Genomic DNA, 24,212 nt, shown 5'->3' on the forward strand with positions numbered 1-24,212 from the left:
GGATTGACCAGGAGTGTGCGGTGACCGACGAACGTCCCGTCCCGGCCGGTGTGGACCCGAATCGTCCCAGTTCGGCCAGAATCTACGACTACGCCATCGGCGGCAAGGACAACTACGCCGTCGATCGAGAAGTGGCGGAGACCGTCTTCGCGCTGGCCCCCGAGATGCCCTCCATGGCCAGGCAGAACCGCCAGTTCCTCGGCCGCGTCGTGCGCTACCTCGCCGAGGAGGCGGGCATCCGCCAGTTCCTGGACATCGGGTCCGGACTGCCGACCCAGCAGAACGTCCACGAGGTGGCCCGCGAGGTCGATCCCCGCTGCCGCGTCGTCTACGTGGACTACGACCCCATCGTCGCGAGGTACGGCGACGCGCTGCTGGCGACCAGCGACGACGTCGCGTTCGTCCAGGCCGACCTGTGCGCTCCCGACGACTACCTCGGCCACCCGGACCTCCAGCGGCTGATCGACTTCTCCGAGCCGGTCGCGGTGCTGATGGTGGCCGTCCTCCACTTCATCCCGGATGGGAGCGGCCCGGCCGACGTCGTGGCCCGGCTGCGTGACCTCATGGCTCCCGGGAGCTATCTCGCGGTCTCCCACGTCACCAACGAGTTCCGGCCTGAGGAGATCGGCAAGCTGGTCGCCGTGTCCGGACGCTCAGGAGCTCCGTGGGTGGCCCGCGACCGTGCGGAGATCATGAGCTTCTTCGACGGATTCGCGCTCGTCGAGCCCGGCCTGGTGACCGCTCCCGAATGGCACCCGCACATCGCGCAGCCCGTCGCCCCCGAGAAGATGTGGGTCTACGCGGGGGTCGGCCGCCTCGGCTGAGTGACGCGGGCTCGTCATGCCCGCGCCGCCTCGTGGCGTTGTCGCGAATGCGCCGGAAGCACGCGGGTAGCGGAAGCCCATGGCACGGACGGACACGGACAAAGCCCTGGTGGGCATCCTGCTCGACCGATACGGCCGCACCTACGCGGAGGAGGCCGGCATCCGGCTCGCCGACAAGCCGGGCCCGCTGTATCAGCTCCTCGTCCTCGCGACGTTGCTGAGCGCCCGCATCTCGGCGGAGATCGCGGTCGCCGCCGCGCGGGAGCTGTTCGCCGCCGGTTTCCGTACGCCCCGGTCGATGCGCGAGGCGAGCTGGCAGGATCGCGTGGACGCGCTGGGGCGGGGCCACTATCGGCGGTACGACGAGCGTACGTCGACGATGCTCGGCGACGCGGCCGACATGCTGATCGACCGGTGGTCGGGCGACCTGCGCCGGCTGCGGGAGGAGGCCGGCCGCGAAACGCGGCGGACCAAGGCCCTGCTCACCGAGATTCCCGGCATCGGGCCCACGGGCGCCGACATCTTCCTCCGCGAGGTTCAGGTGGTGTGGCCGCAGGTCGCACCGTACCTCGACGGCCGCGTCCTCGACGCCGCCCAAACGGTCGGGCTGCCCCGTCAAGGTGGCCCCCTGGCCGCCCTGGTCGGGTCGGACGACGACCTCGCCCGGCTCTCGGCCGCGCTGATCCGGGTCTCCCGCCACAAGGGATCGACGGACGAGGTGAAATCCGCCGCGCGGTCGTCCCGGTGAGACGAGCCGTGAGGCCACCCGCCCACCCGGCCGCCCGGCGCCACGGGGTGGACGAGGCGCGGGCCGGGCTAGACGATCCGGGCCGACCTGGCCGCCGGGCCGATGGGACGCCCCGCCCGTGCGACATGGAGCAGCCGATCGGGGGCGTCGACCCCGAGGAGCGCGGCCAGGCCGTCCCGGGTCGCCGGAGCGTCGATGATCTGGCTCAGCGGGTGGGTGGACAGCCCGTGCCGTGCGAGGTGGAGCATCTGCCGCAGGAGCACCCGCCCCATCGCGACCTGCCCGTCCGCGTCGCATCCCGGCGGAGCCACGAGCACGAGCACGTCGCCGTCGTAGTCGAGCAGCCCACCCGAGGCCGCGGCGAGCAGGTACGGCAGCCCCAGGTGGCGGAGCACGCCGTACGCGGCCGGTGACAGCGCCGCGCGCAGGCCGAGCGCCTCGGTCCGGCCGAGAGCGAGGGCACGGTCGGTCAGGCCGTCGAGCCGGTAGCGCGGATGCGACGGCGTGAGCCGCATCCACTCCCGCAGCTCGGTCACGACCTCGGGAGTCCCGAACTGGTGCCGGTCGGCGGCCCGCAGCAGCCTGGTCAGATCCCGGCAGGGCAGCAGGCGCACGGCGCCCCCGCTCTCCTGTTCCGCCTCCTGCAGGAGCTCCTCGACGACGGGCTCGGGCAGCCGTCCCGGTTCGTAGGGCACCCGGCTCGATCCACGCCGGCGCACGTCCTCGGCGGAGAACGGCGTCGCGTACGGCGCGGCCGAGGCGACCAGCCGCCCCACCCGCAGGTCGCGTTCGCGGTGGCCCGGCTCGAAGTCGACGGCGATGCCGGCGTCCGCGCACACGATGAGGCAGCACTCGACGAAGGCCCCCAGGCCCAGGCGCAGGTCCCGGCCGGTCGGATCGCTCACCGGGAGCGCGCGCTCCGGATCCCAGCCGATCTCCACGCCGTCGGGGCCGTAGCGCAGCACCCACGGTTGCGTGTTGTGCGCGCTCGGCGCCCGCCAGAAGTCGTGTTCGAGCTCGCGCAGCGCGTGGAACGGCGCCGCCGTCCGGGAGTCCGTCAACTGAGTGCCTTCTCGTAGAACGTGTAACCGTGGAGCGGGCGGCCTCCCATGGCGACGAACTGCGCCGCCGATCCGGGGTTGGCCCGCTCGACATAGGTGCTGCGCAGCGTGGCGTACCCGCCGTCGCGGAGGTTGCGCGACAGCTCCCGGGACAGCACCCGCATGTGGCCGCGCCCCTGCTCGTCCGGCACGGTCCCTTTGATGATCAGTACGGCGTCGCGGCGGTAACGCGACCTGGTGGCCAGCAGCCGGAGCTGCGCGAAGAGGCCGAGGTCGCCCCCGGCCGACACGACGAACTCCGAGATGTCCGGCAGGCACAGGACGAAGGCGACCGGCCTGCCCTCCTTGGTGAGATAGAGCAGCAGCGACTCGTCCAGGAGGTAGGCGAGCCCGTCGGTCTGCCGGGCCAGCTGCTCCGCCGAGATCTCGGTGTAGTACCCGAGCTGGGCGAAGGCGGCGTTGAGCATCTCCCGGAGGAGGGGGAGCTGCTCGCCGATCCGCTTCCTGTCGCCCCGATGCAGTTCCACCCCGTCGGGGAGCGGCTCGGGTGCGGCGGGAGCGGTGGGGTCGCCGGCCACCGGGCAGATCCAGGTGTCGGACTCGAATCGCCGGCCGAAACCATACTTCTCGTACGCCTGCGGATAGAACGGGTGGTTCCAGGCGCTGTCGATGAAACCGCGGTCGTCGTACCCGGAGGTGATGACGCCGCCCGACTGGTTGGGCAGCAGGGAGACCGGTCCGAACACGGCCGCCCGGCCCGCTCGCCTCCCCGCCGCGACGATCTCGTCGAAGAGCGCCTCCGCCGCGTCCTCGGTGAACTCGGTCAGCCCGAAGAGCTGCAGCGGGCGTCCCAGCTTGGCGTCGAAGGCGGCGTCCGTGTGCAGGGTGGTCCTGGCGACGACGTCCCGGCCGTCCCGCAGGACGTACATCGGGACGCCCTCCCGGAACCAGCGGCGGACCTGCTGGCGCAGGGGCGGCACGAAACGCGGGTCGCCGCCGTAGATCCGGTCGGTCAGGCCGAGGAAGTCGCGCAGGTCCCGGCGGCTCTCGACCGGCCGCAGTCGCGTCCCGCCGCTCATCGGACGGGAGGTCCCGTCTCCTCGGACGACAGCGGGGTGAAGGTCGGGATGTGCGCCATCGTGTTCCCCTCGGCCCGCCAGACGCCGTTGCTGTAGCCCTCGGGCTCGGCGTTGTAGACCCGGATGTATCCGCCGGTGGCGTTCTTCGTGCCCTCGGTGACCCACCGCATGAGCTTCCTGTGGTGGCGGCTGCGGGCGAACAGCATCATCGCGTCCCTGTCGGTGAAGAACGCGAGCGTGCCGAGGGTGAAGGGGAACTCCCAGTAGACCTTGTGCCAGCAGTAACCGCGCATCCGTTTCATGTCGCGGACGAGCCTGAACCAGGTGAGGCTCAGCGTGATGATCGACAGCGGGCCGCGATAGCGGGTCGCCCCGACGAACATCGCGGTCGCCCGCGCCTGCGGCGGAGCGCCGCTGAAATCCGTGGTTCTCATGCGTCCTTCAGCAGGTAGACGTTCTTGAGCTTGTTCAGGCCCGCGAACGGCCCTTCGCCCGGATCGACGACCCGGATCCGGAGGTCGGCGGCCGTGGGGTCCTCCTTGAGCGACTCCGCGAAGTCCCGTGACACCGTGGCCAGATGGGCGAGCACGCCCTCGCGGCAGGTCCGGGCCAGCTCGTCCCGCTCCTTCTCGCCGAGCGAGGCCGAGCGCAACTCGATGTTGACCACCGGCCGGTACTCCAGGCCCGGCAACTCCTCCAGGGACAGGCAGAACCGGGAGATCTCCGCCGCGTACGGGTTGCCGGTGTAGAGGCCGTACTCCACGTCCTGCGGGTACAGGTTGGCGCCCATGTAGGAGATCGTGCTGTCCTTGCGCCCGAAAAGGAACAGCAGCGGCAGCGCCATCCGCTCGTCCGCGGTGGCCTTCCGGCACTCCGCCCAGCGTTCCGGGTCGCGCCTGATGGTCTCCCGTACCCGGACCAGGGAGACGAGCCGGGCCTCGTCGCCGACGTTGTACCGGAGCTTGGGCTGCAACACGCTCTTGGTGTTGATCGTGCAGAGCAGCTCGCCCCGCTCGTTGACCTCCAGGAACGTCTCCAGCGGGTTGTAATGGAAGATCATCGGCAGCCGCTGCTCGTGCTCGCCGAGCAGTTCTCCGCGCAGCTCGCGGTCCACGGCCAGCCGCTTGCGCAGCCACACCGTGAACCCCGTCTCCGCTCCCATGCCGATCGTCAGATCGCTGGCGCCGTACCCCGAGCGCACCTCCTCGAAGCGCTCCTGCAGGTAGTCGCGGAGCGCCTCGGTCATGCCCTCACCGCCGACCAGGCCGCGGATCCGGTAGCGCTCCCAGGGGAACCCGGCCGCGTCGAGCCGGTCGCGCAGGTGCTTCAGGAACGGCGGGTACGCCGTCACGATGTAGTCGAAGTCCGGCCCGAAGTGCTCCAGCGTGTCGACGATCTTCTCCAGGTCGGGGCCGGTGTTCTTGACCACGGCGATGCGGGCCATGGCCGCCCCGGTGGTCGTGCCGGTGGCCCACGCCCCCATGGAGTACGCGTTGATCACGAACAGCCGCTTCCCCGGGAAGACCAGCTCGGTGTACCCCGCCGCGTTCCGGTAGATCGCCTTCAGCTCCCGGGGCCCGCGCAGCCAGTTGTACGGCTTGCCGCTCGACCCGGATGACTCGTCCACGATCGTGCCGCTGAGCCGTAATTTGCCCTCCTGACACCGGCTGATCTCGTCGTACGCGCCGGCGTAGTTCGCCTTGGAGGTCTCGGGGAAGTCGGCGAGCCGCCTGGCCCGGGACGCTCCGCCCTCCTGGAGGAAGTGGCGGTAGGCGGGCACGTCGACGGCGGCGAACCGGCAGGCGACCTCGGCGTGCCGCGCGGCCAGCCGGTCCAGGACCGGATGGTAGCTGCGCGCCACGAAGCGCCAGACGGCCGGATGGACGGACGCCGTCCGGTAGAGCCCGGTGAGGAGCCAGGAGTATGCCTGCAGCCGTGTCCTGCGCCAGTGTTCGCGGGGGCTCAGCGCGCCCAGCCGGGGCGAGAGGCGTACTTTGGTCACGTTGCTCATTCTCCAGCTTCATCCGGGTATCGATGGATATCAACGCCGCGGTTGCCGAGTCTGGGCCGTGTGACTTGTGATCGACTGAAGCCCCGCTGAAATCAGTCGATCAACCGATCAGTCCGCCCAGCCGTCCCTCCAGGGTGACGAGCAGTTCCCCGAGCGCGTCGGCGAGCTCGGCCTGGCGGTCATCGCCGAGACCGGACAGCAGCGTCACCTCCAGCGCGAGCTGCTCGGGGAGCAGCCGGTCGATGAGCTCGCGGCCCTTGTCGGTGAGCGAGAGGTGGCAGACCCGGCGGTCCCGCTCGTCCAGACGGCGGGACACCAGGCCGTCGCTCTCCAGGACCTTGACCCGCTTGGTGACGGCGGCTCCGGACGCGAAGGTCTCCTTGGCGAGCCGGCTCGGGGTCAGCTCGCCGCCGACCCGGCGCAGCGCCCCCAGGATGTCGAACTCCGGCCGGGTCAGCCCCTCCTCGCCCAGCAGGGCGTCGGAGGCCTGACGGAGCAGCGCGGAGCAGCGGTTCAGCCGGCCGATCACGGCCATCGGCCCGAGGTCGATCTCGGGGTGGACCCGCTGCCACTGGCGCAGCACTCCGGCGACGACGTCCTCCACGACCGGTTTCCCTTCGATGGTCTGGCCTGCCAGTCTGTCAGCGGCGGAGATCAGGGCGCGCACCGGTCCCGATCATGCCGCTCTGACCCGGGGCAACCGCGCGGCGAGGTCGGCGAGCAGCCGGTGGCCCTCGCGTTCCGCGAGCGCGACCTCCTGCTCGGGCAGGGCCCGCTGCCACCACTCGCCGGAGGCGACGTCGACGGCCTCCCGCAGCTGGACCAGCGCCACCGCGAGCTCCCGCCTGACGCGCGCCGCCTCCCCGGAATCCTCCGTGTCCAGATCGAGAGCGGCGGCTTCGGCCGCCGCCACCCGGCGCAACGCGATCCCGATCCTGCCGCCCGCCCAGCGGTTGGGCACCAGAAAGCAGCTCAGGATGCCGAGCCCCGCCCCGACGCAGGTGTCCAGCCAGCGGTCGGTGACGAGCACCGTGAGCGGCCGCTGCACGGCGAACTCCGTCATCAGCAGGGCCATCGGCGTCAGGAAGACGTTGCCCACCCAGTAGTTGCGGGTCATGGCCGCCTCGGTCAGAAACTGGCACACGAGGATCGCCGCGATGAGCGTGAGCGGGCTGATCCGCGACACGGGCAGGACCGCGGTGAACAGCACCAGGCCGGCGACGCTGCCCAGGACCCGCTGCAGGGCCCGCTGCCAGCTCAGCGAGGTGTTGGCCTGGAAGATCGAGGCGGCGGTGACGACCGCCCAGTACGGGTGACCGACGCCGGCGGCCATGGACCCCCATCCGGCCAGCGCGCAGCCCACCGCCACCCGCGCCCCGATCGGGAGCAGCGGGGAGCCCGGACGCAGCGCGGACATCAGGGCGCGGACGCCGTGCGGACCCTGCCGGGCGGGAAGGCGCGGCGTCGTGAGGATTCCGGGGTCCGGCTCCACCTCGGGCGGCGGGCCGCCGCGGCGCAGCGCCCGCGCCCACGCGCGAAGCCGTTCCGCCTCGGAGCGGTCGGCCCGGTCGCCGGCGAGCGCGGCCTCGGCGTGCTCCACGAGCCGTTCCAGTACGGCACGCGACCGGAACCCGGCGGCGGTCCTTGGGCGCAGCAGGAGAAGGGTGTGCCAGGCGGCGTTCACGGCGGCGGCCGTGTCGTGCCGCGCGGCCGCGCGCGCGTGGCCCTCCTCGCGGGCACCCGAGCGCAAAAGGGCCGCCGCCTCCAGCGCGCGGGCGACGGCGACGCGCTCGGGTCCGTGCGGTCGCACGAGGGCGGGGGCCAGGCAGACCGCCAGCGCCAGGACGCCTCCGGCGACGCCGACGGCCAGATGGCCCGGAATGCCGGTCAGTGGCTGGGGCATGAAGGCGCAGCTCGCGGCGACGAACGTGAGCACGACGTTCCCCGGGGGCCCGACGCGCGTCGCGTCGCACAGCATCCGGTGGACGGCGGCGATGACCGCGGCCACGGCCACCCGGATGAACGTCGAGTCGGTGAGCGAGGCGGTCACCAGCGCCGCGCCCGTGCCCGTCAGCATCCCGGCCACCAGCCACGGCAGCGTCCTGGCCCGTGCCGCGTACGGCAGGCCGTGGCAGTACAGCGCGCAAAGGGCGCCGGCGGAGGCGTAGACGGCGAGGTCGAGGCGGCCGAGGGCGAGCAGCACCAGGCACGGGATCGCCGTCGCGATCACGACGCTGAAGGCGGGCTTGTGCCAGATGTCTCCGTACGGCCTCAGGCGCAGCACGCCCTTGATGGGGAGCGGCCTGACGCGGGTGCCGGATCGAGGGCACGTGGACGTGTCGTGGTGGTTCCGCTCCGGCATGGCTAACAGCTTAACATATAATTTACTAGGAAAATATCTCGCGCGCCGCCCCGTGTGCGCCCGGCTGAAGCCGTGCCCCAGAATGTCGATGACCTTCCCAGCCCTCGGAGGACAGCGCATGCGGGAACACGACCTCTCCGGAGGGGCGGAGGTACTTGAGCGCACGGACCTGGTCGCGCGCCTGGCACTGCGCCACCACGACCTGTCCGGGGACGCGACCGCCACGCTGATCAACGTCTCGGAGAACGCGACGTACCGGGTGGACGACCCGGCGACCGGCCACCGGTCGATCCTGCGCGTGCACCGCCTCGGCTACCACTCGGAGCGGGCGATCGAGTCCGAGCTCGGCTGGCTGGAGGCCCTGCGCGAGGAGGCGGGTGTCCGCACCCCCCGCGTGATCCCCTCCGTCGCGGGCCTCCGCGTCCTCGCGATCGACGCCCCCGGCGGGGAACGGCGCCACTGCGTGATGTTCGAGTACCTGCCCGGGGCCGAACCGACCGAGGACCGCCTGGTGGAGGACTTCGAGCGGCTCGGCGCCCTGACGGCGCGGATGCACCGGCACGCCCGCGAATGGCGACGCCCCGCGGGCTTCGACCGGTTCCACTGGGACTACGACGCCGCACTCGGGAGGGAGTCCCGCTGGGGACGATGGCAGGACGGTGCGGGCGTCGACGGCGAGGCGAGAGCCGTACTGGAGCGGCTCGACACCGAACTGCGCGACCGGCTGGCGGCGTTCGGCCGGGGGAGCGACCGCTACGGGCTGATCCACGCCGACCTGCGGCTCGCGAACCTGCTCGTCGAGGGGGAGCGGGCGCCCAACGTCATCGACTTCGACGACTGCGGGTTCGGCTGGTATCTGTACGACCTGGGCGCGGCGGTCAGCTTCATCGAGCACCACCCCCTCGTGCCCGAGATGATCGACTCCTGGCTCCGCGGATACCGCACCGTCCTCCCGCTGTCGAAGGAGGAGGAGGCCGAGATCTGGACCTTCATCCTGTTCCGCCGGCTGCTGCTGGTGGCCTGGATCGGTACCCACTCGGCCGTCGACATCGCCCGCGAGCTCGGCGCCGGGTACACCGACGGGAGCTGCGAGCTGGCCGAGCGTTACCTCGGCGGTTCGCTCTGACGTGAATCGCCGGATCAGGGCACGAGGACGACCTTCCCCATCGTCGCGCGGCTCTCCAGCGCGGCGTGCGCGGCGGCGGCGTCCTTGAGCGGGAAGCTCTGGGTCAGCGGCACCAGCGCGCCCGTCGCCGCCGCGGCCAGCGCGCGCTCCTCGAGGCCGCGCAGCCCGCCCGGCCGCCTCAGGATCCGCGGGCCGATCGCGACCGAGGCGGTCAGGCCGCGCGCGTACAGATCCGCGGTGGTGATCTCGGTCGGCCCGCCCTCGGCGTCGGCCCAGCCGAACAGGATCAGCCTGCCGCCGATCCCCAGCAGCTCCATCGCGCCCCGTCCCAGCGCGCCGCCGACGCCGTCCAAGACCGCGGTCACCTCCCGGTCGCCGAGTACGGCCCGCACCTCCTCCCGCCAGTCCGGCGCGTTGTAGTCCACGGCGTACGCGGCGCCGAGCCCGCGGACCCGCTCGACCTTGGCCGCGCCGCCCGCCAGCCCGACGACGGAGGCGCCGACGCCGAGGGCCGCCTGCACGAGCAGGTTGCCGATCCCGCCCGCCGCGGCGGTCACCAGCACGACGTCGTCGGCGGTGAGCGCCGCCACGTCGAGGATGCCCACAGTGGTGCGGCCGGTCCCGATCATCGCGACCGCCGCCTCGTATCCCAGCCCGTCCGGGAGCTCGTGCACCGCCTCGGCGTCCCGTACGGCGAGCTCCGCGTAGCCGCCGGGGACCATGCCCAGGTGGGTGACGACCCGCTTCCCCAGCCAGCCGGGGTCGGTGCCCGGTCCGACGGCGTCGACCACCCCCGCGACCTCGCGTCCGGGGACGGTGGGCAGTTCCGGTACGGGGATGGGACCGCCGCCATAGTTCCCCGCCCTGAGCGTGGTGTCGACCAGGTGCACCCCGGCCGCCCGTACGGCCACGCGCACCTGGCCGGCGGCTGGACGGGGATCCTCGACCTCCTCGTAGCGGAGGTTCTCGGCGGGCCCGAAGGCGTGCAGGCGGATGGCGCGCATGGTGGTCTCCCAGATTGGACGGATCGGATATATCCGGTCGATCGGATGCCGATGGTTCGGTCGTGGCCTCGCGGCCCCACGCCATCTGTTCTAGATCCTCGGACGGTCGGCCCGATATCGGACAAAGGTCCTAGGGCCTGTCCGGAGTTGTGATCAATGGTGTCGGGTTCGGGCCGGTAAGGGGCTGTGGGCTGGGAGAGCACCCCGCGGGGTGCGACGCGCTGTCATGCCGCCCGCAGGCGCCGCACAGCCCGCCGGATCGCCGTCGGAAGGAACCCCGCACCGACGCTGACCGCGGCCGCCGCGACGGCCAGTAGGGTCGACCGCCGGGGCCAGGCCGCCCCGGTGAGCGTCAGGTGGGCGGAGGGGTACTCCGAGAACTTCGCCGTGACCCGGGCCGTGGAGCGGTCGCTGTGGCGGGCGAGGTCACGCAGGACCGGATCGAAGCCGAACTCACCGGCATGCCGTCCCCCGCCGGGCAGTTCGACGGCCAGCTTGTTGCGGTGCGCCCAGGTGCGCAGCGACGTGTCGACGGCCGACACGTCCGCGACGCCCGGCACCACGAAGCGGTCCACTCCGTGGGAGCTGGAACCTGTCGGCTGGGCGATCAGGACGAGGCCGTGACGAGTGGTGACTGTGCCACGGCTGCCGAGGACCACCGTACGTGCGCTGAAGGACACCCCGCCGTACGCTTCGAAGGCGGCTGCGGCGTCGATCTCATCGACGCCGTCGACCAGGCCGATCCCCACCGTGGAGCGCAGCCAGGGGAACGCGGCGTTCAGCGCGTACGGCAGGTCGCCGAGTGTGAGGTGGTTGGCCGGGATCGTGGTCGGCCCGTCCAGAGTCCAGCCCGGATACGACAGGCCCTTCCCGATTCGGGCGGCTTCGCCGTTGCCTGCCAGTTCCTCCACGACCCGTAGGGCTCCGACCGTACCGGAGGTGATGCCGGCGGTGGTGGTGACCCGGCCGTCCTCCACATACCGCTGGCCGCGCTTCCAGTGCACCCGGGGGTAATCGCGCTTCAGGGAGCCGATGTTGGACCAGAAGGAGGTCGCGTCCCGGCCGTCCAGCAGGCCGGAGGCCGCCAGCAGCTCCGAGCCCGCGCATACTCCCAGAACACGCGCGCCCTTGCGGTGCCGCTCCACGATCCAGTCCCGCAGCCGCGCCTCCTTGGCGTCGGCCGGTTCGGTCACCGCGGGCACGACCACCACATCGGGCTCAGGGATCACTCCCCTGCCCACCTCGGCCAACGTGTGGTCGGGCAGGAGATGGGCTCCGCCGGACAGCGGGGAGACGCGGCGCTCGGCTGCCACGGTGTACACGAAGAACTTCTCCGACTCGGCGAACACCCGGTACGGCGCCATCACGTCAGTGGCCACAGCCCCCTCGTTGCTGACCACCACGGCCACCGTGATCCGTCCGGTCGGCACGGCCCGCGCGGTCGGCCACGCACGCGCGTCCGATGCGGCCGGTGCGGGGGCGAAACTGTCCGCCATCGACGTGCTCACCCCCGCGAAGGCGATCCCGGCGAACGACGCCACCGACAGCGCCGTGCCCATGAGCACCCAGCCCGCACGGCGGACCACCCGGCGCCCCCTATTCAATCTTGACACGACATACCTCCATAAAACGGGCGATCGATGGCGGTGCGGCACACGCAACCGCCCCCATGGGGAGAACAAGAAAGGAAGTGGCCGGGGGAAGGCGTCAGGAGCCGTTCCCAACGGGCGTTTCAGCCGGCGGGGCGCGACTGCGTGCGGAGCCGGGACGGCGGAATGCCGAAGCTCGCGGTGACCAGGCGGCGCAACTGCCGTGCGTCACGGAAGCCACAACGGGCAGCGACCGTCTCCACCGTCAGGTCGGTGTCCGTCAGCAGGGCACGGGCCCGTTCCAGGCGCAGCCGGCGCTGGTAGGCCAGCGGAGTGATCCCGGTGGCCGTGGTGAAGGCCCGCGTCAGACCACGCGGCGACAGATGGGCAACGGCGGCGAGCTCGTCGAGGGAGTGCGGGGCATCCAGGTTCTGAGCCAGGTGGTCCTGCACCCGGTGCACGGCGGGCTGCACATGGTCGCGGTAGCGCAGGAATGGGCTGATCTGGGCAGCATCGCCGTCCCGCCGTAGATAGAGCACCAGCTCACGGGCGACGGCGGCGGCCAGTTCCGGGCCATGGTCGCGTTCGACGAGGGACAGTGCAAGGTCGATCCCGGAGGAGATGCCCGCGCTGGTACTGATGCGCCCGTCGTGGACGTACAGGGCCGCCTCGCGGACCCGGGCTGCCGGATACCGCTCGCGCATCGCTCCGGTCAGCGACCAGTGCGTCGTGCACGCCCGGCCATCCAGCAGCCCCGCCTCTCCCAGGGCCGCGGCGCCGCTGCACACCGATGCCACCCGCGCCCCCGCGTCATAGGCATCCCGCAGCCATCGCACTGCGGCGCTCGACACCAGTCGGTCGGATCCGGTCAGTCGTGGCCCCGGTACCAGCACCAGATCACCCGGTCCCGCCTGCGTCGCCGCGAGCGCCTGGAGCCCAGCGAGCTCCAGCCCCTGCGCCGAGCGCACCCCACCGGTCTCGGCGACGTACTCCAGCCGGTAGCAGCCGCCCAAGTGGGCTGCCGCATCGAAGACCTGGACCGGGCCGCCGAGATCCAACAGGTTCACCTCGGGCAGCACCAGCACGACCACCCGTCCCGTACGCCCGCTCGTCACGTCACTCACACGGACACAGTAGGCAAGCTCCACCGGCGCCCACGAGGGCAACCAGCGCCGGAGACCGGACGGATCAGGCACTGCGAGGTCCGGACCCTTGATCAATTCTCGGTGACGCAGGAGCCGACCGAGTGGGGTGCCTACCGAGTCCTGATCAATCTGTGGGATTCGCTCTCGGGCCCTGCTGGAGGGCCTGATCGCGGAAGCGGCGAAGCGGGGTGAGGTGGACCTGTCCCTGGTCAGCATCGACTCCACCACCGCGCGCGCTCACCACGACGCGGCTGGGATGCACCTGGGCGAGGACGTCCTCACTGCCCTTGAGAAGGGCTGCCGCCGAGGCGGAGAAGGCCAAGTCAAAAGGGGCAGCCTCGAAGAACAAGACGGACAGGACACCGACACCGATCCCGAGCGGGAAGAGCGGCGGCGCATCCGCCATCGGCGAAAACTCCGGCTGAAGGCCGCCCTCCTCGGACGATCGAGGGGCGGACAGCCCGCAGTTCATCCCCGTGCTGGAGAAGGTACGGGTCCGCGGGCCCGTCGGCCGCCCCCGCACCCGGCCGGACGCGGTCGCCGGGGACAAGGCCTACTCCTCCCGCGGCAACCGCACCCACCTGCGCAAACGCCACATCAAGGCAGTCATCCCCGAAAAGAAGGACCAAGCTGCCAACCGAAAGAAGAAGGCGAGGCATCGCCACCCGATACGACAAGACCCCGGACAGCTACCTCGCCGGCCTCCACCTGCGCGCCTCGATGATCTGGATCAAAGACCTCACCGGGATCAACCACTGATCACAACTCGATACGTACCCTGGCGGCAGGCGCACTGTCGGCTGCGCTGGTGGCCCGGATGAAGCGGGCGCCCCACTCCTGGACGTGCGCGGCGAACTCCGGCGGCCCCAGCACCTCGAACTCGGCGCCCACATTGCCCAGCGCCTGCGTCGGCCAATCGAGAGAGGTCGAGGTCATGGTGATCCGGCAGGTGTCGTGGTTGAGCGGTTCGATCGTGCCCCACTGGCCGACCACCTGCCGTACCTGGGTCGCGGAGGCGTGGACGAGCGCTTGGACCGTGCACGGCGCCGGGGCTCCGCTGGCTGCCTGGACGAAGGCCGCGGCGTCCTCGGCCGGGAGTGGACGCGGCCGGAATCGCGTGCCGATCCCGGTCGGTTCGGTCAGCCTGTCGAGGCGGAAGCTTCGCCAGTCGTGCCGGGTCAGGTCGTAGGCGACCAGGTACCAGCGTCCGCCGAGGGCGACCAGGCGGTGCGGCTCGACCTCGCGTTCGGTGGGGGCGGAGCCTCTGGCGGTGTAGCCGAAGCGCAGCCGCTCCTGGTCCCGGCAGGCCTGGGCGACCGCGGTGAGTACCTGCGCCGCGACGACCGGCCCGGACGCGGCGACGGAGAGGGTCATCTCCCGCAGGGCGTCCACCCTGGCCCGCAGCCGGGGCGGCAGGACCCGAATCACCTTGGTGAGCGCACGCAGCGACGCCTCCTGCATCCCTGCGATCCCGCTCTGCGCCGCGTCACCGATGCCCACCGCCAGAGCCACCGCCTCCTCATCGTCTAACAGCAGCGGCGGCAGGACCGCGCCGGGCGCGAGCTGGTAGCCGCCGTCGGTCCCCCGGGCCGCGCTGACCGGGTAGCCGAGCTCGCGCAGCCGGTCGACGTCACGGCGCAGGGTCCGCTCGGATACCCCGAGCCGCTCGGCCAGTTCCGTGCCGGGCCAGTGGCGGTGGGTCTGCAGCAGCGAGAGCAGTCGGAGGGTCCGTGAGCTGGTGTTCGCCATACCGCCATCCTCGCCCGACTTCCGGCCAAAAAGTGACCGGAAGCCTCTTTAGGGTCGATTTCGAAGGCCGTACCGACAGAAGGACCAATAAATGATCACCCGTGAGATCCAGCTGACCGCACAGATCGCCGGCGCCCCCACGCTCGACCACTTCACGGTCGCCACCACCGAGGTGGACGGCGAGGTTGTGGTGCGGACTGACCAGGTAGGGCTCGCCGCGACCTACCTGGAGTTGATGCGCGCGGACTGCACCCTCCCGGTACCGGCCTGGCAGCCGGGCCGGCGGGTGGGCGTGGCCGCCATCGGCACCGTCGTCCGGTCCGACAGCCCCGAGCTCGCGGTTGGCGACCTGGTCCAGTCGATGACCGGCTGGAGCGAGTACTCGGCGGGCCCGGCCGCCCAGTACACCAGGCTTGACCCCATCGCCGACCCCGGCTACTACCTCGGTCAGGGGCCGACGGCCTACTACGGCATGGCCGACGTGGCGGGCGTCGGCGAGGGCGACGTGGTGTTCGTCTCCGGCGCGGCGGGTGGGGTCGGCTCACTGGCCGGGCAGATCGCCAAGTGCCTGGGCGCGGCGCGGGTGATCGGCAGCGCCGGCAGCCCAGCCAAGGTCGATTATCTGGTGAACGAGCTCGGCTACGACGTCGCGTTCGACTATCACGACGGCTCGCCGGTCGACCGGCTCCGCGAGCTCGCGCCCGAGGGCATTTCGGTGTTCTTCGACGTCGTGGGCGGCGAGCAGTATCAGGCCGCGCTGCAGGCGGCCAGGCCCGGCGCCCGCTTCGCGCTGTGCGGCTCGCTGTCCAGTCAGCTCGGCGACGCGGCCGAGCGCTTCCCCACGCCCGACCACGCGGCGGCCCAGGCCAGGGGCATCGAGCTGCTGCCGTTCTCTTGCTACCACACCCCCGACCAGATCGCCGCCTGGCGGGAACACTTCAGCACCTGGCTGGGCGAGGGCCGCTTCGTCTACCCGCAGACGGTCATCAAGGGCGGGGTCGAAGACGTGCCGCAGGCGTTCTTGTCCCTGCTCCAGGGCTCCTACCGAGGCAATGTCTCGGTGCGGCTGTCATGACGACTCTCTCGAGCAGGGCCCTGAACCGGGCCCTGCTGCATCGCCAGTTCCTGCTGGCCCGCACCGATCAGACCCCGCTGGAGGTGATCGGGCGCCTGGTCGCACTGCAGCCTCGCCGGGGAGGTCGAGTTCAGAACCCCCCTCATCCACAACCCGGCCACCGGCACATGGGGCTCCTGGGGCACCCGGTCGGCCGTCTCCGTCACGCCCGCCGAGACCTGGCTCGGCCAGCCCATGGCCCCGGCGACCGCCAAGGACCTCATCCGCCGCTATCTGGCAGCGTTCGGTCCAGCCGGGATCATGGACGTACAGGCCTGGTCCGGGCTCACCCGCCTCGGCGAGATCGTCTCCGACATGCGCGCCGAACTGCGCCACCACCGCGACCCCGACGGCAGGGAACTGGTCGACGTGGCCGACGCGGAACTGCCCGACCCCGACACGCCCGCCCCCGTGCGACTGCTGCCCGCCTTCGACAACGCCCTGCTCGGCCACGCCGACCGGACCCGCATCATCAGCCACGAGGACCGAAAACGCGTGATGCCCGGCCAGGCACAAGTACGGCCCACCTTCCTTGTGAACGGTCACGTGCACGGAAGCTGGTCCCTCAAAGGCGAAACCCTGCACCTCACTCCATTCCGCCCCCTGACCGCGACCGATCAGGCCGCTTTGGAGCAGGAGACGGAGCGCCTGCTGCCGTTCGTGGGAGGCAAGAACGTGTCCTACAGCAGCCCGATCGCGACCCGGCCGCCGTCCTGACCATCCACACAGCATCGACCGCTGGAACCAACCCAGACGCGGTAAGCACGGGGTCACTAGATCGTGGACCTCCGCCCGCACCTACGTCTCGCCGGAGACGGGAGACTGGTGCTCGTACACATGTGACGGGGCGGACCTGCCCCGTCTCCGGTCAGCGTCCAGGGAGCCATGACAGATGAGTCCACGACGGCGTGACGCCGAGGGCACCGCGACCGCGCGCGCGGGGCGGCGCACGGAGCTGCTCGCCACCGCGGCCGAGGTCTTCGCCTCGCGAGGGTACGCCGCCACCACCGTCAGGGAGGTCGCCGACGCGGCCGGCATCCTCGGAGGCAGCCTCTACTACCACTTCGACTCCAAGGAGTCGATCGTGGACGAGATCCTGTCCACGTTCCTGGACGACCTCTGGGCGCGCTACGACGAGGTCCTCGGCGCGGGACTCGGCGCGCGGGAGACGATGGAGCGCCTCGTCGTCGAGTCGTTCCGCTCCATCGACCGGCACCGGGCGGCCGTCGTGATCTACCAGAACGAGTCGCGACACCTGTCGGAGGGGCCGCGCTTCGCCTACCTGCGGGAGTCCTGGGACCGGTTCGAACGGATGTGGGGCGAGCTGCTCGACCGGGGGATCAAGGAGAACGCCTTCCGCTCCGACCTCGACGTGCCGCTGGTGTACCGCTTCCTGCGCGACACCGTGTGGGTGGCGGCGAGCTGGTACCGCCCCGGCGGGCGCCTGACGGCCGACGAGGTCGCCGAGCGGTACCTCGGCATGGTGCTCGAAGGGATCCGGGCGCCCAAGGGATGACGAGCGGCGGCGTCACCGCGATCAGGGAGACGCGAGGCCGCTCTCGTGCCCCTCGCGCGCGTACGCCGCGGTGAGGGCGGCGAGGATGTCGCGGAACTGCCGCGTCTGCTCGTCGGTGAGCGGGTCGAACAGGCGGTGCCGTACCTCCTGGACGTGACCGGGCGCGGCCGCCTCCAGCGCCGCGAAACCCTCCGGGGTGAGTTCGGCCATGGTCGTGCGCCGGTCCTGCCCGTGCTTGACCCGGCGGACCCAGCCCTTCTCCTCCAGGCGGGCCATCGCGTGAGAGAGCCTGCTGGCGGAGAACATGGTGACGCGCGCGAGCCTGGTCATCGTCAGCGCCCGGCCGGGCGCCTCGGACAACATGGCCAGGATCGTGTAGTACGCGTGCGGCATGCCCGAGTCGCGCTGCAACTGCCGTTCCAGGGCCTCCTGCAGCAGCTGGGTGCTCGCCAGGTAGGCTCGCCAGGTCCGCTGCTCCTCGTCGCTCAGCCATCGTGTCCCGGACATGCCTCCAGCCTAGCGGAATAATTGAACTTTCAACTTTTGCGCCGTAGCGAGTAGTCTGACTATGAACCGTTTTGCGGTTATTGACCGTTTAATGTAGGAGGTTCTCCGCCGTGGCCACTTCCATCGCGTACGTCGCGACCGACGCCGCCGCCCGGTACGCCAAGCAGCTCGCCTCCCACCTGGGCCGTAAGAGCGAGGCCGAGGAGCTGCCCGACGGCGGCTACCGCCTGATCTTCTCCGCCGGAGAGGGAGTGCTGACGCCCGAGGCCGACCGGCTCGTCATGCGGGCCAGCGCCGCGGACGCCGAGTCGCTCGGCGTCGTGCAGGACGTGCTCGGCCGCCACCTTGAGAGGTTCGGCCAGCGCAACGAGCTCACCGTCACCTGGGAGTGAGGCACCGGCCCGTCCCGGCGGGCCCGCAGCATGCGAGACGCCCCCGGAGGAATCCTCCGGGGGCGTCGCCGTTCTTGTCGTCTGACCTCTGTGCTGTGCTGCCTCTACGCGCTCTTACGCCGCTGTGCCCGCAGGATCGCCAGGCGCTCGTTGAGGACCTCCTCGAGATCCTCGATGGTGCGCCGCTCCAGCAGCATGTCCCAGTGGGTCCTGGGCGGCTTCGCCTTCTTCTGCTGGGGCTGCTCGGCGTCCATCCGGAGAGCGGTGGCCCCGCAACTGCGGCACTCCCAGCTCGCCGGAATCTCGGCCTCGGCGGCAAGCGGCACGGTGGTGCGATGGCCCTTGGGGCAGGTGTAGGACACCTCCTGGCGCGGAGCCAGATCGGTGTTGCGGTCGTTCTCGTAGCTGGTCGCGCCGAGCCGGGTACCGCGAAGTGCACGCTCGCCCATGTTCAAATGCCTCCTGAGGTCCCCGCCTGAGAGGGGTCGGTCTCCACCGCGTTCAACGCTTGATACCGTGTGGGGATTCCCACAGGAAGCGTGATCCAACCGCCCTTTGCGGCGCGTGGTTCCTCAGATGCGTTCCGGGACCTCGTTGCCGGCGTCCCGGATGGCGCGCGGGATGTTCACCGCGACGAGCAGACCGAAGCCGATCACGAAGAAGACGACCAGTGAGACGATCGCGATGCGATAGCTGTTGGAGAACTGCAGCGCCAGGGTGACCGTCAGCGATCCGATGAAGGCCGACCCCTTGTCACTGATCTGCAGCAGGCTGAAATACTCCGCCTCCTTCCCCTTGGGGATGACCTGCGAGAACAGCGAGCGGGACAGCGCCTGGGTGCCGCCGAGCACGATGGCGATGGCGAAGCCCATGGCGTAGAACTGCGCCGCGGCGCCCTCCTGCAGGAAGACCGCGACGACCACGATCACGGTCCAGACGACCAGGCTGGCGAGGATGGTGCGCTTGGTGCCGTGCCTCCTGGCGAGCGCGCCGAGTAGCAGCGCGCCGCCGAACGCCACGAACTGCACCATCAGGATGGTGCTGATCTGCACGTTCTTGCTGAGCTTCAGCGCCTCCGAGGCGTACGCCGCGGAGTTCCCGATCACCGTCTGGACGCCGTCGTTGTAGACGAGGTAGGCGACCAGGAAGAGCAGCGTGCGCGGGTAGCGGCGCAGCTCGGCGACGGTCCGCCCCAGCTGGCGGAAGCTGCCGCCGACCGACCTCAGCGCCGTCGTCTCGTGCGCGGGAACGGGCCGGTTGCGCAGCGCGAGCAGCGGGATGATCGTGAAGATCGCCCACCAGAGCCCGGCCGACATCATGCTGATCCGCACCGCCATGCCCTCGCTGACGCCCAGGCTGTCCCGGCCGAGGTAGAGGACGAGATTGAGGGCGAGGAGGAGGCCGCCGCCGAGATACCCGATGGCCCAGCCGCGCGACGAGACGCGGTCCCGCTCGTTCGGCGTGGAGATCTGCGGCAGGAACGAGTCGTAGACCACGACCGACGCGCCGTAGGACAGGTTCGCGACGATGAACAGCACGCCGCCGAGGAGGTAACGGTCGCCGGCCACGAAGTAGAGGCACATCGTGGCGATGGCGCCCACGTACGCGAAGCCGCCGAGCAGTTCCTTCTTACGACCGGTGTGGTCCGCCAGCGCGCCCACCACGGGCAGGACGACGATCTGCAGCAGCACCGCCACCGTCATGATCAGCCCGAAGAACGCGGCGGGCCGGATGTCGGCCCCCAGCACGTCGACGAAGCCCAGCCGGTCGGTGGCCAGCCGGTCGAAGTCGGCGACGCAGGCGTCCACCGGCATCCCGGGGAAGTCCTTGCCGCAGGCGGCCGCCTTGGCGACGGGGATGAGGTACGGCCCGAGGAAGACCGAGATGATCGTCGTGTAGAAGGCGGAGTTCGCCCAGTCGTACCAGTACCAGCCGCGCTGCTCGCGCAGGCGTGCCTTCGGGGTCTCGTCGATGACCTGGGGGGCGGTCATATGGTCTCCTCGCCGGGCGCGTGCCGCAGGGGTCGGGGGTGCCGCTGGTTACGTGCGGGGGTGCCACTGCCCGCGCGCGTCGAGCACGTCGCGCAGGCCGGTGATGTTGTCGGTCATGATCCCGTCGACGCCGAGGTCCAGCAGCCGCCGCATCACCGCCGGGTCGTCGATCGTCCACACGTGCACCTGCATGCCGAGCGCGTGCGCCGTACGGACGAAGGAGCGGGTGGTGACGCGCAGCCCGCGCACCCCGATCGGCACCTGCGCGCAGGGCACGCCGGCGCGGGCGAGGGTGGTGAGCAGCCGCCCGTAGCCCGACCCCATGGCGGCGGCCCGCAGCGCGGCGACCCCGCGAGGCCCGAGGGAGGAGCACACCGGGGCGCCGACGGCCCTGCGCGCCTGGGCGAGGCGCAGGTCGGAGAACGAGGTCAGGCAGATCCGGTCGTAGGCGTTGGTCCGGCGGATCGCGCGGGCCAGCGGCAGGATCGACGCGCTCTCCTTGACGTCGATGTTGAACCGCACGTCCGGCCAGGTGCCGAGGAGCTCCTCCAGCAGCGGGATCTCCTCGGTGCCTCCGATGAGGGCCTTGCGGACCTCGCGGTAGGGGAGCTGGGAGATCCGGCCCTTGCGGTCGGTCACCCGGTCCAGGGTGTGGTCGTGGAAGGCGAGCAGTACGCCGTCGGCCGTCGCGTGGGCGTCGGTCTCCAGGTACACGTACCCGAGATCGACGGCCCGCGCGAAGGCGGTCATCGTGTTCTCGCGGCCCTCGGCCGCCCCGCCGCGATGGGCGAAGGCGAGCGGCCCGGGGTGGTCGAGAAAGGCGAAACGACGGCGGGTCATTCTGGTGGTCACCGCTCCTCGGATCAGTTCCCGTATGACCAGGAGTATGCCGGTTGGAGGCCCAGATCGTCAGTGAGCGCTCCATGAACATGGGGAATCACGGATGCGCCGTTGACGTCCACTCCTGGCGCCGGGCCTCGGCGACCGCGATGGCGGCGGCGATCGACACATTGAGCGAGCCGACCCGGCCCACCTGGGGGATGTAGACGATGCCGTCGGCCGCCTCCAGCAGGGCGGGGGAGCAGCCGTGGTCCTCGCTGCCGACCACCAGGCACACGTCGCCGCCGAGCTTGGCCTCGTGCAGCGGAGCGGCGTCTCCGGTCAGCTCCACAGCGATGACGCGATACCCCGCCTCCTTCGCCGCGCGTACGGCCTCGGTGGCGGGAACCGGCTCGTGCCACTCGACCAGCCGGTCGGTGCCCAGCGCGGTCTTCTGCGCTTTCGGGTTCGTCGGCGGGGTGGCGTTCCCGGCCAGCCAGATCGTCTCGACCCCGAACGCGGCGGCCGTGCGGAACACGGAGCCGACGTTGAAGGGGCCGGTGACCGATTCGAGGATGAGCGCGAGGCGGGACCCGGTGGCGCGGCGCCAGGTCCGGTTGAGGCGCTTGACGTCGGTCGGCCGCAGCTGCCTGCGCGGGTTCGGGGTGCTCATCGCGCTTCCACCTTGAGGATTCGGTAGGCGGACCGGCTGGCCGCACGGGTCGTGGGCCAGCCCTGGTCGTTCAGCCAGTTCTGGAGAGAGTCGGAGCCGAGGTGCTTCTGCACGACGAGGTACGCGACGCCGTCCGGGGTGAGCCGGTCCAGCCAGCGGGTGAGCATCTCGTGCAGGGCCTGCTTGCCGATGCGGATGGCCGGGTTGGACCAGATCGCCCGGAAGCGCACGTCGTCGGGCACTTCGTCGACATGCGCCGACCTTACTTTGTCAAGGCCGGCGGCCTTGGCGTTGCGCTCGCACAGCTCCACGGAACGGCGGTTCACGTCGACGGCCCACACGGTCGCGCCCGGAGCGCGGGAGGCCATGGTCAGCGCGATCGGGCCGTAGCCGCAGCCCAGGTCGAGCAGGTCGCCCTCGGCGGGCGGTGGCGGCACACTCTCCAGCAGGACGCGGGTGCCGGCGTCGATCCGGTCGGGCGAGAACACCCCGCGGTCGGTCTCCAGCCTCAGATGCAGGTCGGGGAGGAGCAGGGTGACCACACCCGGCCTGCTGGCCGCCTGGGGGCGTTCCTCGAAGTAATGTGCCACATGGAGAGACGTTACCAATGCCCGCATGCGAGCGGATCGCGGCCGGTCAGGGCAGCCGCGAGCCGAGGAGCATGGCCGCGCCGGAGGCGAGCGCGCCGAGCAGGAGCGCGACGAGGATGAACCGCTGGGTGACCTCCTGGTGCACGATCTTGTAGCCCAGGGACGTGCCGATCTGCGCGTACACGTCCCGCAGTTCGCTGCCCGACTGGGCCTCGTACGCCCGGCCGCCCGTGCCGTCCGCCAGTGACTGCAGGGTCGCCTTGTTCACCGGGACCTGGACCGGCCTGTTGTCGATCGTGACCGTCCCCTCGGGTGTCCCGTACGCGATGGTGGAGACCGGGACCTTGGCGGAGAGGCAGGCCTGGATCGCCTCGTTGACGGACCGGCCCGAGGTGTTGTCGCCGTCGGACAGCAGCACGATCGCCGACGGCGGCGGATCGGTCACCGCCCGCTGGTCGAACGACCTGATCGAGTCGAGCGAGTTGAACACGGCCTCGCCGATCGCGGTGCCGGGCCTGGTCGTCATGTTGGAGATGGCGGTGATCACCGCCGGATGGTCGGCCGTGGGGGAGATGACCACGGACGCCGACCGGGCGAAGGACACCACGCCGACGTTGAAGCGTTCGGGCAGGTCCGCGACGAACTGCTGGGCCGCCTGCTTGGCCGCGACCAGCCGGGTGGGCGGGACGTCCTGCGCCTCCATCGACAGCGAGATGTCCACCGCGATCATGATGGTGGCCCGGTCCCTCGGTACGCGTACGGTGCCGGCCGGGCGGGCGGCGGCCACGACGAGGACGCTCATCATCACCAGGAAGATCGCCGCGGGCACGTGCCGCCGCCACGCGGGTCGCTCGGGGACGACCACCGACAACAACCGGAGGTTCGTGAACCGGACCGTGTACCTACGGCGGGCGAACTGCAGCGCGATGTACCCGCCCAGCAGGAGCGCGATCGGGACGAACAGCCACAGCCAGCCGGCGGAAAGGAAGATCATTTGCCGCGTCCTCCGATCGGGTGCCGCCGGGCCAGGTGGGCGGTACGCCGCTGCTGGAGGACGAACTGGGCGATGTCCGCCACCCAGTCGCGGTCGGTGCGCAGCACCATGTGCGCGGCGCCGCCGCGGCGCAGTGCCGCCCGGGTCGCCTTCCGCTGCGCGGCCGCCGCCTCGGCGTACCTTTCGCGGACCTTGCGCGACAGGTGGACGTCACGGGTCCGGCCGGTCTCGGGATCGCGGAGCGTCACCAGGCCGACGTCGGGCAGCTCCAGCTCGCGCGGGTCGACCACCTCGACGGCCAGCACCTGGTGGCGGGCCGCGAGGCGGCGCAGCGGCCGCTCCCAGGTGCCCGGCTCGTCCAGGAAGTCGGAGACGACCACCCGAAGGCCCCTCCTGTGGTGCGCCGCGGCCATCATCTCGACGGCGGAGGCCAGGTCCACGGACCCGGTCCCGCGAGGGGCGCCGGCCAGCGAGTGCAGCAGCGCGTACAGGGCGGGCCGCCCCCCGCGCGCCGGATAGCGGTGGACCTGGTCACCGTGCAGGACGTAGGCGCCGAACCGGTCGCCGACCCGGCCGGCCAGGAAGCCGATCGCGCCGACGGCCGAGATGACCAGGTCGCGCTTCTCCATGTCGGCGGTGCCGAAGTCCATGCTGGCCGACAGGTCCACGACGGCCCAGGTCTCCAGCTCGCGGTCGGCGATCAGATCCCGCACGTGCGGCGTGGTCGTGCGCGCGGTGACCGCCCAGTCCATGCGACGGACGTCGTCCTCGCCCGGCACGTAGACGCGGGTGTCGCCCAGCTCGCTGCCCGGCCCGGGGATCAGTCCCTGGTGGTTGCCGTGCAGCAGGCCGTCCAGCCGTCGGAGCACGGTCAGCTCCAGCCGCCGCAGGGCCAGCTCCGGGGATCCGGCGCTCATG

General features: G+C 71.2%; 27 protein-coding genes. 8 read left to right on the forward strand and 19 right to left on the reverse strand.

The window, feature by feature from the left end; all coding sequences use genetic code 11:
* Window positions 1–20 precede the first annotated feature (20 nt).
* Both AB0I59_RS36850 and AB0I59_RS36855 read left to right on the forward strand, forming a co-directional pair.
* Entirely contained in the window at window positions 21–824 is an 804-nt protein-coding gene (locus AB0I59_RS36850; RefSeq protein WP_061254772.1) for an SAM-dependent methyltransferase, read from the forward strand.
* A 79-nt stretch (window positions 825–903) separates the two neighbouring features.
* Window positions 904–1,572 carry an endonuclease gene (locus AB0I59_RS36855; RefSeq protein WP_358140529.1) on the forward strand — a complete coding sequence of 223 codons (669 nt, stop codon included), beginning with the start codon at window positions 904–906 and terminating at the stop codon, window positions 1,570–1,572.
* A gap of 68 nt (window positions 1,573–1,640) precedes the next feature.
* Here the strand turns inward: AB0I59_RS36855 and AB0I59_RS36860 are convergent, their stop codons facing one another.
* From AB0I59_RS36860 to AB0I59_RS36885, 6 genes are all read right to left on the reverse strand, one after another.
* A complete protein-coding gene (locus AB0I59_RS36860) occupies window positions 1,641–2,633 on the reverse strand; it encodes a nitroreductase family protein (RefSeq protein ID WP_358140532.1) in 993 nt (330 codons plus the stop codon).
* Window positions 2,630–3,712, reverse strand: a complete 1,083-nt coding sequence (locus AB0I59_RS36865; protein ID WP_358140535.1) for a hypothetical protein — start codon at window positions 3,710–3,712, stop codon at window positions 2,630–2,632. The genes AB0I59_RS36860 and AB0I59_RS36865 overlap by 4 nt, the downstream gene beginning before the upstream one ends.
* Window positions 3,709–4,146, reverse strand: a complete 438-nt coding sequence (locus tag AB0I59_RS36870) for a hypothetical protein (RefSeq protein ID WP_061254768.1) — start codon at window positions 4,144–4,146, stop codon at window positions 3,709–3,711. The genes AB0I59_RS36865 and AB0I59_RS36870 overlap by 4 nt, the downstream gene beginning before the upstream one ends.
* On the reverse strand, window positions 4,143–5,714 hold the full coding sequence (locus tag AB0I59_RS36875) for a phenylacetate--CoA ligase family protein (protein WP_358140538.1): 1,572 nt from the start codon (window positions 5,712–5,714) through the stop codon (window positions 4,143–4,145). Before AB0I59_RS36875 ends, AB0I59_RS36870 begins: the two co-directional genes overlap by 4 nt.
* Window positions 5,715–5,823: 109 nt before the next feature.
* Complete coding sequence (locus tag AB0I59_RS36880; protein ID WP_358140541.1) at window positions 5,824–6,390, reverse strand: MarR family winged helix-turn-helix transcriptional regulator; 567 nt, start codon at window positions 6,388–6,390, stop codon at window positions 5,824–5,826.
* Between the two features lie 9 nt (window positions 6,391–6,399).
* Entirely contained in the window at window positions 6,400–8,085 is a 1,686-nt protein-coding gene (locus tag AB0I59_RS36885; protein WP_358140544.1) for an FUSC family protein, read from the reverse strand.
* A 118-nt stretch (window positions 8,086–8,203) separates the two neighbouring features.
* Between AB0I59_RS36885 and AB0I59_RS36890 the strand changes: the two genes are divergently transcribed.
* Window positions 8,204–9,211 (forward strand): phosphotransferase enzyme family protein, encoded by a 1,008-nt coding sequence (locus AB0I59_RS36890; protein ID WP_061254766.1) that lies wholly within the window; start codon window positions 8,204–8,206, stop codon window positions 9,209–9,211.
* Window positions 9,212–9,225: 14 nt separating this feature from the next.
* On the opposite strand, the gene AB0I59_RS36895 is transcribed toward AB0I59_RS36890, so the two are convergent.
* The 4 genes from AB0I59_RS36895 to AB0I59_RS36910 form a co-directional block, all read right to left on the reverse strand.
* A complete protein-coding gene (locus AB0I59_RS36895) occupies window positions 9,226–10,215 on the reverse strand; it encodes a zinc-binding dehydrogenase (RefSeq protein WP_061254765.1) in 990 nt (329 codons plus the stop codon).
* 224 nt (window positions 10,216–10,439) lie between these two features.
* Entirely contained in the window at window positions 10,440–11,828 is a 1,389-nt protein-coding gene (locus AB0I59_RS36900; RefSeq protein ID WP_358140549.1) for a DJ-1/PfpI family protein, read from the reverse strand.
* Between the two features lie 119 nt (window positions 11,829–11,947).
* Window positions 11,948–12,928 carry a GlxA family transcriptional regulator gene (locus tag AB0I59_RS36905; RefSeq protein ID WP_063818708.1) on the reverse strand — a complete coding sequence of 327 codons (981 nt, stop codon included), beginning with the start codon at window positions 12,926–12,928 and terminating at the stop codon, window positions 11,948–11,950.
* A gap of 145 nt (window positions 12,929–13,073) precedes the next feature.
* Window positions 13,074–13,421 carry a hypothetical protein gene (locus AB0I59_RS36910; protein ID WP_358140552.1) on the reverse strand — a complete coding sequence of 116 codons (348 nt, stop codon included), beginning with the start codon at window positions 13,419–13,421 and terminating at the stop codon, window positions 13,074–13,076.
* A 4-nt stretch (window positions 13,422–13,425) separates the two neighbouring features.
* On the opposite strand from AB0I59_RS36910, the gene AB0I59_RS36915 reads away from it, so the two are divergent.
* Window positions 13,426–13,770: a transposase gene (locus AB0I59_RS36915; RefSeq protein WP_435831163.1), complete on the forward strand. Its 345-nt coding sequence runs from the start codon at window positions 13,426–13,428 to the stop codon at window positions 13,768–13,770.
* Here AB0I59_RS36915 and AB0I59_RS36920 read toward each other — a convergent pair.
* Window positions 13,709–14,698, reverse strand: coding sequence for a helix-turn-helix transcriptional regulator (locus AB0I59_RS36920; RefSeq protein ID WP_358140555.1), 990 nt, complete (start codon window positions 14,696–14,698; stop codon window positions 13,709–13,711). The genes AB0I59_RS36915 and AB0I59_RS36920 overlap by 62 nt on opposite strands.
* A 91-nt stretch (window positions 14,699–14,789) precedes the next feature.
* Here AB0I59_RS36920 and AB0I59_RS36925 point away from each other — a divergent pair, with 91 nt between their 5' ends.
* The 3 genes from AB0I59_RS36925 to AB0I59_RS36935 all read left to right on the forward strand — a co-directional run bounded on the left by AB0I59_RS36925 (window position 14,790) and on the right by AB0I59_RS36935 (window position 17,328).
* Window positions 14,790–15,773 carry a zinc-binding dehydrogenase gene (locus AB0I59_RS36925; protein ID WP_358140558.1) on the forward strand — a complete coding sequence of 328 codons (984 nt, stop codon included), beginning with the start codon at window positions 14,790–14,792 and terminating at the stop codon, window positions 15,771–15,773.
* Window positions 15,774–15,917: 144 nt separating this feature from the next.
* Window positions 15,918–16,529 carry a winged helix DNA-binding domain-containing protein gene (locus AB0I59_RS36930; RefSeq protein WP_358140719.1) on the forward strand — a complete coding sequence of 204 codons (612 nt, stop codon included), beginning with the start codon at window positions 15,918–15,920 and terminating at the stop codon, window positions 16,527–16,529.
* Window positions 16,530–16,704: 175 nt separating this feature from the next.
* A complete protein-coding gene (locus tag AB0I59_RS36935) occupies window positions 16,705–17,328 on the forward strand; it encodes a TetR/AcrR family transcriptional regulator (RefSeq protein ID WP_061254760.1) in 624 nt (207 codons plus the stop codon).
* A 21-nt stretch (window positions 17,329–17,349) separates the two neighbouring features.
* On the opposite strand, the gene AB0I59_RS36940 is transcribed toward AB0I59_RS36935, so the two are convergent.
* On the reverse strand, window positions 17,350–17,835 hold the full coding sequence (locus tag AB0I59_RS36940; RefSeq protein WP_061254759.1) for a MarR family winged helix-turn-helix transcriptional regulator: 486 nt from the start codon (window positions 17,833–17,835) through the stop codon (window positions 17,350–17,352).
* A 110-nt stretch (window positions 17,836–17,945) separates the two neighbouring features.
* Here AB0I59_RS36940 and AB0I59_RS36945 point away from each other — a divergent pair, with 110 nt between their 5' ends.
* Window positions 17,946–18,227 (forward strand): DUF2218 domain-containing protein, encoded by a 282-nt coding sequence (locus AB0I59_RS36945; RefSeq protein WP_061254758.1) that lies wholly within the window; start codon window positions 17,946–17,948, stop codon window positions 18,225–18,227.
* 104 nt (window positions 18,228–18,331) lie between these two features.
* Here the strand turns inward: AB0I59_RS36945 and AB0I59_RS36950 are convergent, their stop codons facing one another.
* The 7 genes from AB0I59_RS36950 to AB0I59_RS36980 all read right to left on the reverse strand — a co-directional run bounded on the left by AB0I59_RS36950 (window position 18,332) and on the right by AB0I59_RS36980 (window position 24,211).
* Complete coding sequence (locus AB0I59_RS36950; RefSeq protein WP_061254757.1) at window positions 18,332–18,676, reverse strand: RNA polymerase-binding protein RbpA; 345 nt, start codon at window positions 18,674–18,676, stop codon at window positions 18,332–18,334.
* 123 nt (window positions 18,677–18,799) lie between these two features.
* Complete coding sequence (locus AB0I59_RS36955; protein WP_358140562.1) at window positions 18,800–20,218, reverse strand: MFS transporter; 1,419 nt, start codon at window positions 20,216–20,218, stop codon at window positions 18,800–18,802.
* Window positions 20,219–20,266: 48 nt separating this feature from the next.
* Window positions 20,267–21,058 (reverse strand): glycerophosphodiester phosphodiesterase family protein, encoded by a 792-nt coding sequence (locus tag AB0I59_RS36960; protein WP_061254755.1) that lies wholly within the window; start codon window positions 21,056–21,058, stop codon window positions 20,267–20,269.
* 97 nt (window positions 21,059–21,155) lie between these two features.
* A complete protein-coding gene (locus AB0I59_RS36965) occupies window positions 21,156–21,710 on the reverse strand; it encodes a TrmH family RNA methyltransferase (RefSeq protein WP_358140565.1) in 555 nt (184 codons plus the stop codon).
* The gene (locus AB0I59_RS36970; RefSeq protein ID WP_061254753.1) at window positions 21,707–22,327 is read right to left on the reverse strand and encodes a class I SAM-dependent methyltransferase; all 621 of its coding nucleotides are present in this window, start codon (window positions 22,325–22,327) and stop codon (window positions 21,707–21,709) included. Before AB0I59_RS36970 ends, AB0I59_RS36965 begins: the two co-directional genes overlap by 4 nt.
* Before the next feature lie 19 nt (window positions 22,328–22,346).
* Window positions 22,347–23,294 (reverse strand): VWA domain-containing protein, encoded by a 948-nt coding sequence (locus AB0I59_RS36975; protein WP_061254752.1) that lies wholly within the window; start codon window positions 23,292–23,294, stop codon window positions 22,347–22,349.
* On the reverse strand, window positions 23,291–24,211 hold the full coding sequence (locus AB0I59_RS36980) for a DUF58 domain-containing protein (RefSeq protein WP_061254751.1): 921 nt from the start codon (window positions 24,209–24,211) through the stop codon (window positions 23,291–23,293). The genes AB0I59_RS36975 and AB0I59_RS36980 overlap by 4 nt, the downstream gene beginning before the upstream one ends.
* Window position 24,212: the final 1 nt, after the last annotated feature.

Origin of the sequence: Microtetraspora glauca, assembly GCF_040656155.1 — a bacterium.
Lineage (GTDB): Bacteria > Actinomycetota > Actinomycetes > Streptosporangiales > Streptosporangiaceae > Microtetraspora > Microtetraspora glauca.

Excerpts from the sequence above, each read along its gene's own strand:
- AB0I59_RS36855 (WP_358140529.1), top strand. The coding sequence starts at position 904 with ATGGCACGGACGGACACGGACAAAGCCCTGGTGGGCATCCTGCTCGAC.
- AB0I59_RS36865 (WP_358140535.1), bottom strand. The coding sequence starts at position 3,712 with ATGAGCGGCGGGACGCGACTGCGGCCGGTCGAGAGCCGCCGGGACCTG.
- AB0I59_RS36870 (WP_061254768.1), bottom strand. The coding sequence starts at position 4,146 with ATGAGAACCACGGATTTCAGCGGCGCTCCGCCGCAGGCGCGGGCGACC.
- AB0I59_RS36885 (WP_358140544.1), bottom strand. The coding sequence starts at position 8,085 with ATGCCGGAGCGGAACCACCACGACACGTCCACGTGCCCTCGATCCGGC.
- AB0I59_RS36890 (WP_061254766.1), top strand. The coding sequence starts at position 8,204 with ATGCGGGAACACGACCTCTCCGGAGGGGCGGAGGTACTTGAGCGCACG.
- AB0I59_RS36895 (WP_061254765.1), bottom strand. The coding sequence starts at position 10,215 with ATGCGCGCCATCCGCCTGCACGCCTTCGGGCCCGCCGAGAACCTCCGC.
- AB0I59_RS36910 (WP_358140552.1), bottom strand. The coding sequence starts at position 13,421 with ATGAACTGCGGGCTGTCCGCCCCTCGATCGTCCGAGGAGGGCGGCCTT.
- AB0I59_RS36920 (WP_358140555.1), bottom strand. The coding sequence starts at position 14,698 with ATGGCGAACACCAGCTCACGGACCCTCCGACTGCTCTCGCTGCTGCAG.
- AB0I59_RS36925 (WP_358140558.1), top strand. The coding sequence starts at position 14,790 with ATGATCACCCGTGAGATCCAGCTGACCGCACAGATCGCCGGCGCCCCC.
- AB0I59_RS36935 (WP_061254760.1), top strand. The coding sequence starts at position 16,705 with ATGAGTCCACGACGGCGTGACGCCGAGGGCACCGCGACCGCGCGCGCG.
- AB0I59_RS36940 (WP_061254759.1), bottom strand. The coding sequence starts at position 17,835 with ATGTCCGGGACACGATGGCTGAGCGACGAGGAGCAGCGGACCTGGCGA.
- AB0I59_RS36950 (WP_061254757.1), bottom strand. The coding sequence starts at position 18,676 with ATGGGCGAGCGTGCACTTCGCGGTACCCGGCTCGGCGCGACCAGCTAC.
- AB0I59_RS36955 (WP_358140562.1), bottom strand. The coding sequence starts at position 20,218 with ATGACCGCCCCCCAGGTCATCGACGAGACCCCGAAGGCACGCCTGCGC.
- AB0I59_RS36960 (WP_061254755.1), bottom strand. The coding sequence starts at position 21,058 with ATGACCCGCCGTCGTTTCGCCTTTCTCGACCACCCCGGGCCGCTCGCC.
- AB0I59_RS36965 (WP_358140565.1), bottom strand. The coding sequence starts at position 21,710 with ATGAGCACCCCGAACCCGCGCAGGCAGCTGCGGCCGACCGACGTCAAG.
- AB0I59_RS36970 (WP_061254753.1), bottom strand. The coding sequence starts at position 22,327 with ATGCGGGCATTGGTAACGTCTCTCCATGTGGCACATTACTTCGAGGAA.
- AB0I59_RS36975 (WP_061254752.1), bottom strand. The coding sequence starts at position 23,294 with ATGATCTTCCTTTCCGCCGGCTGGCTGTGGCTGTTCGTCCCGATCGCG.
- AB0I59_RS36980 (WP_061254751.1), bottom strand. The coding sequence starts at position 24,211 with ATGAGCGCCGGATCCCCGGAGCTGGCCCTGCGGCGGCTGGAGCTGACC.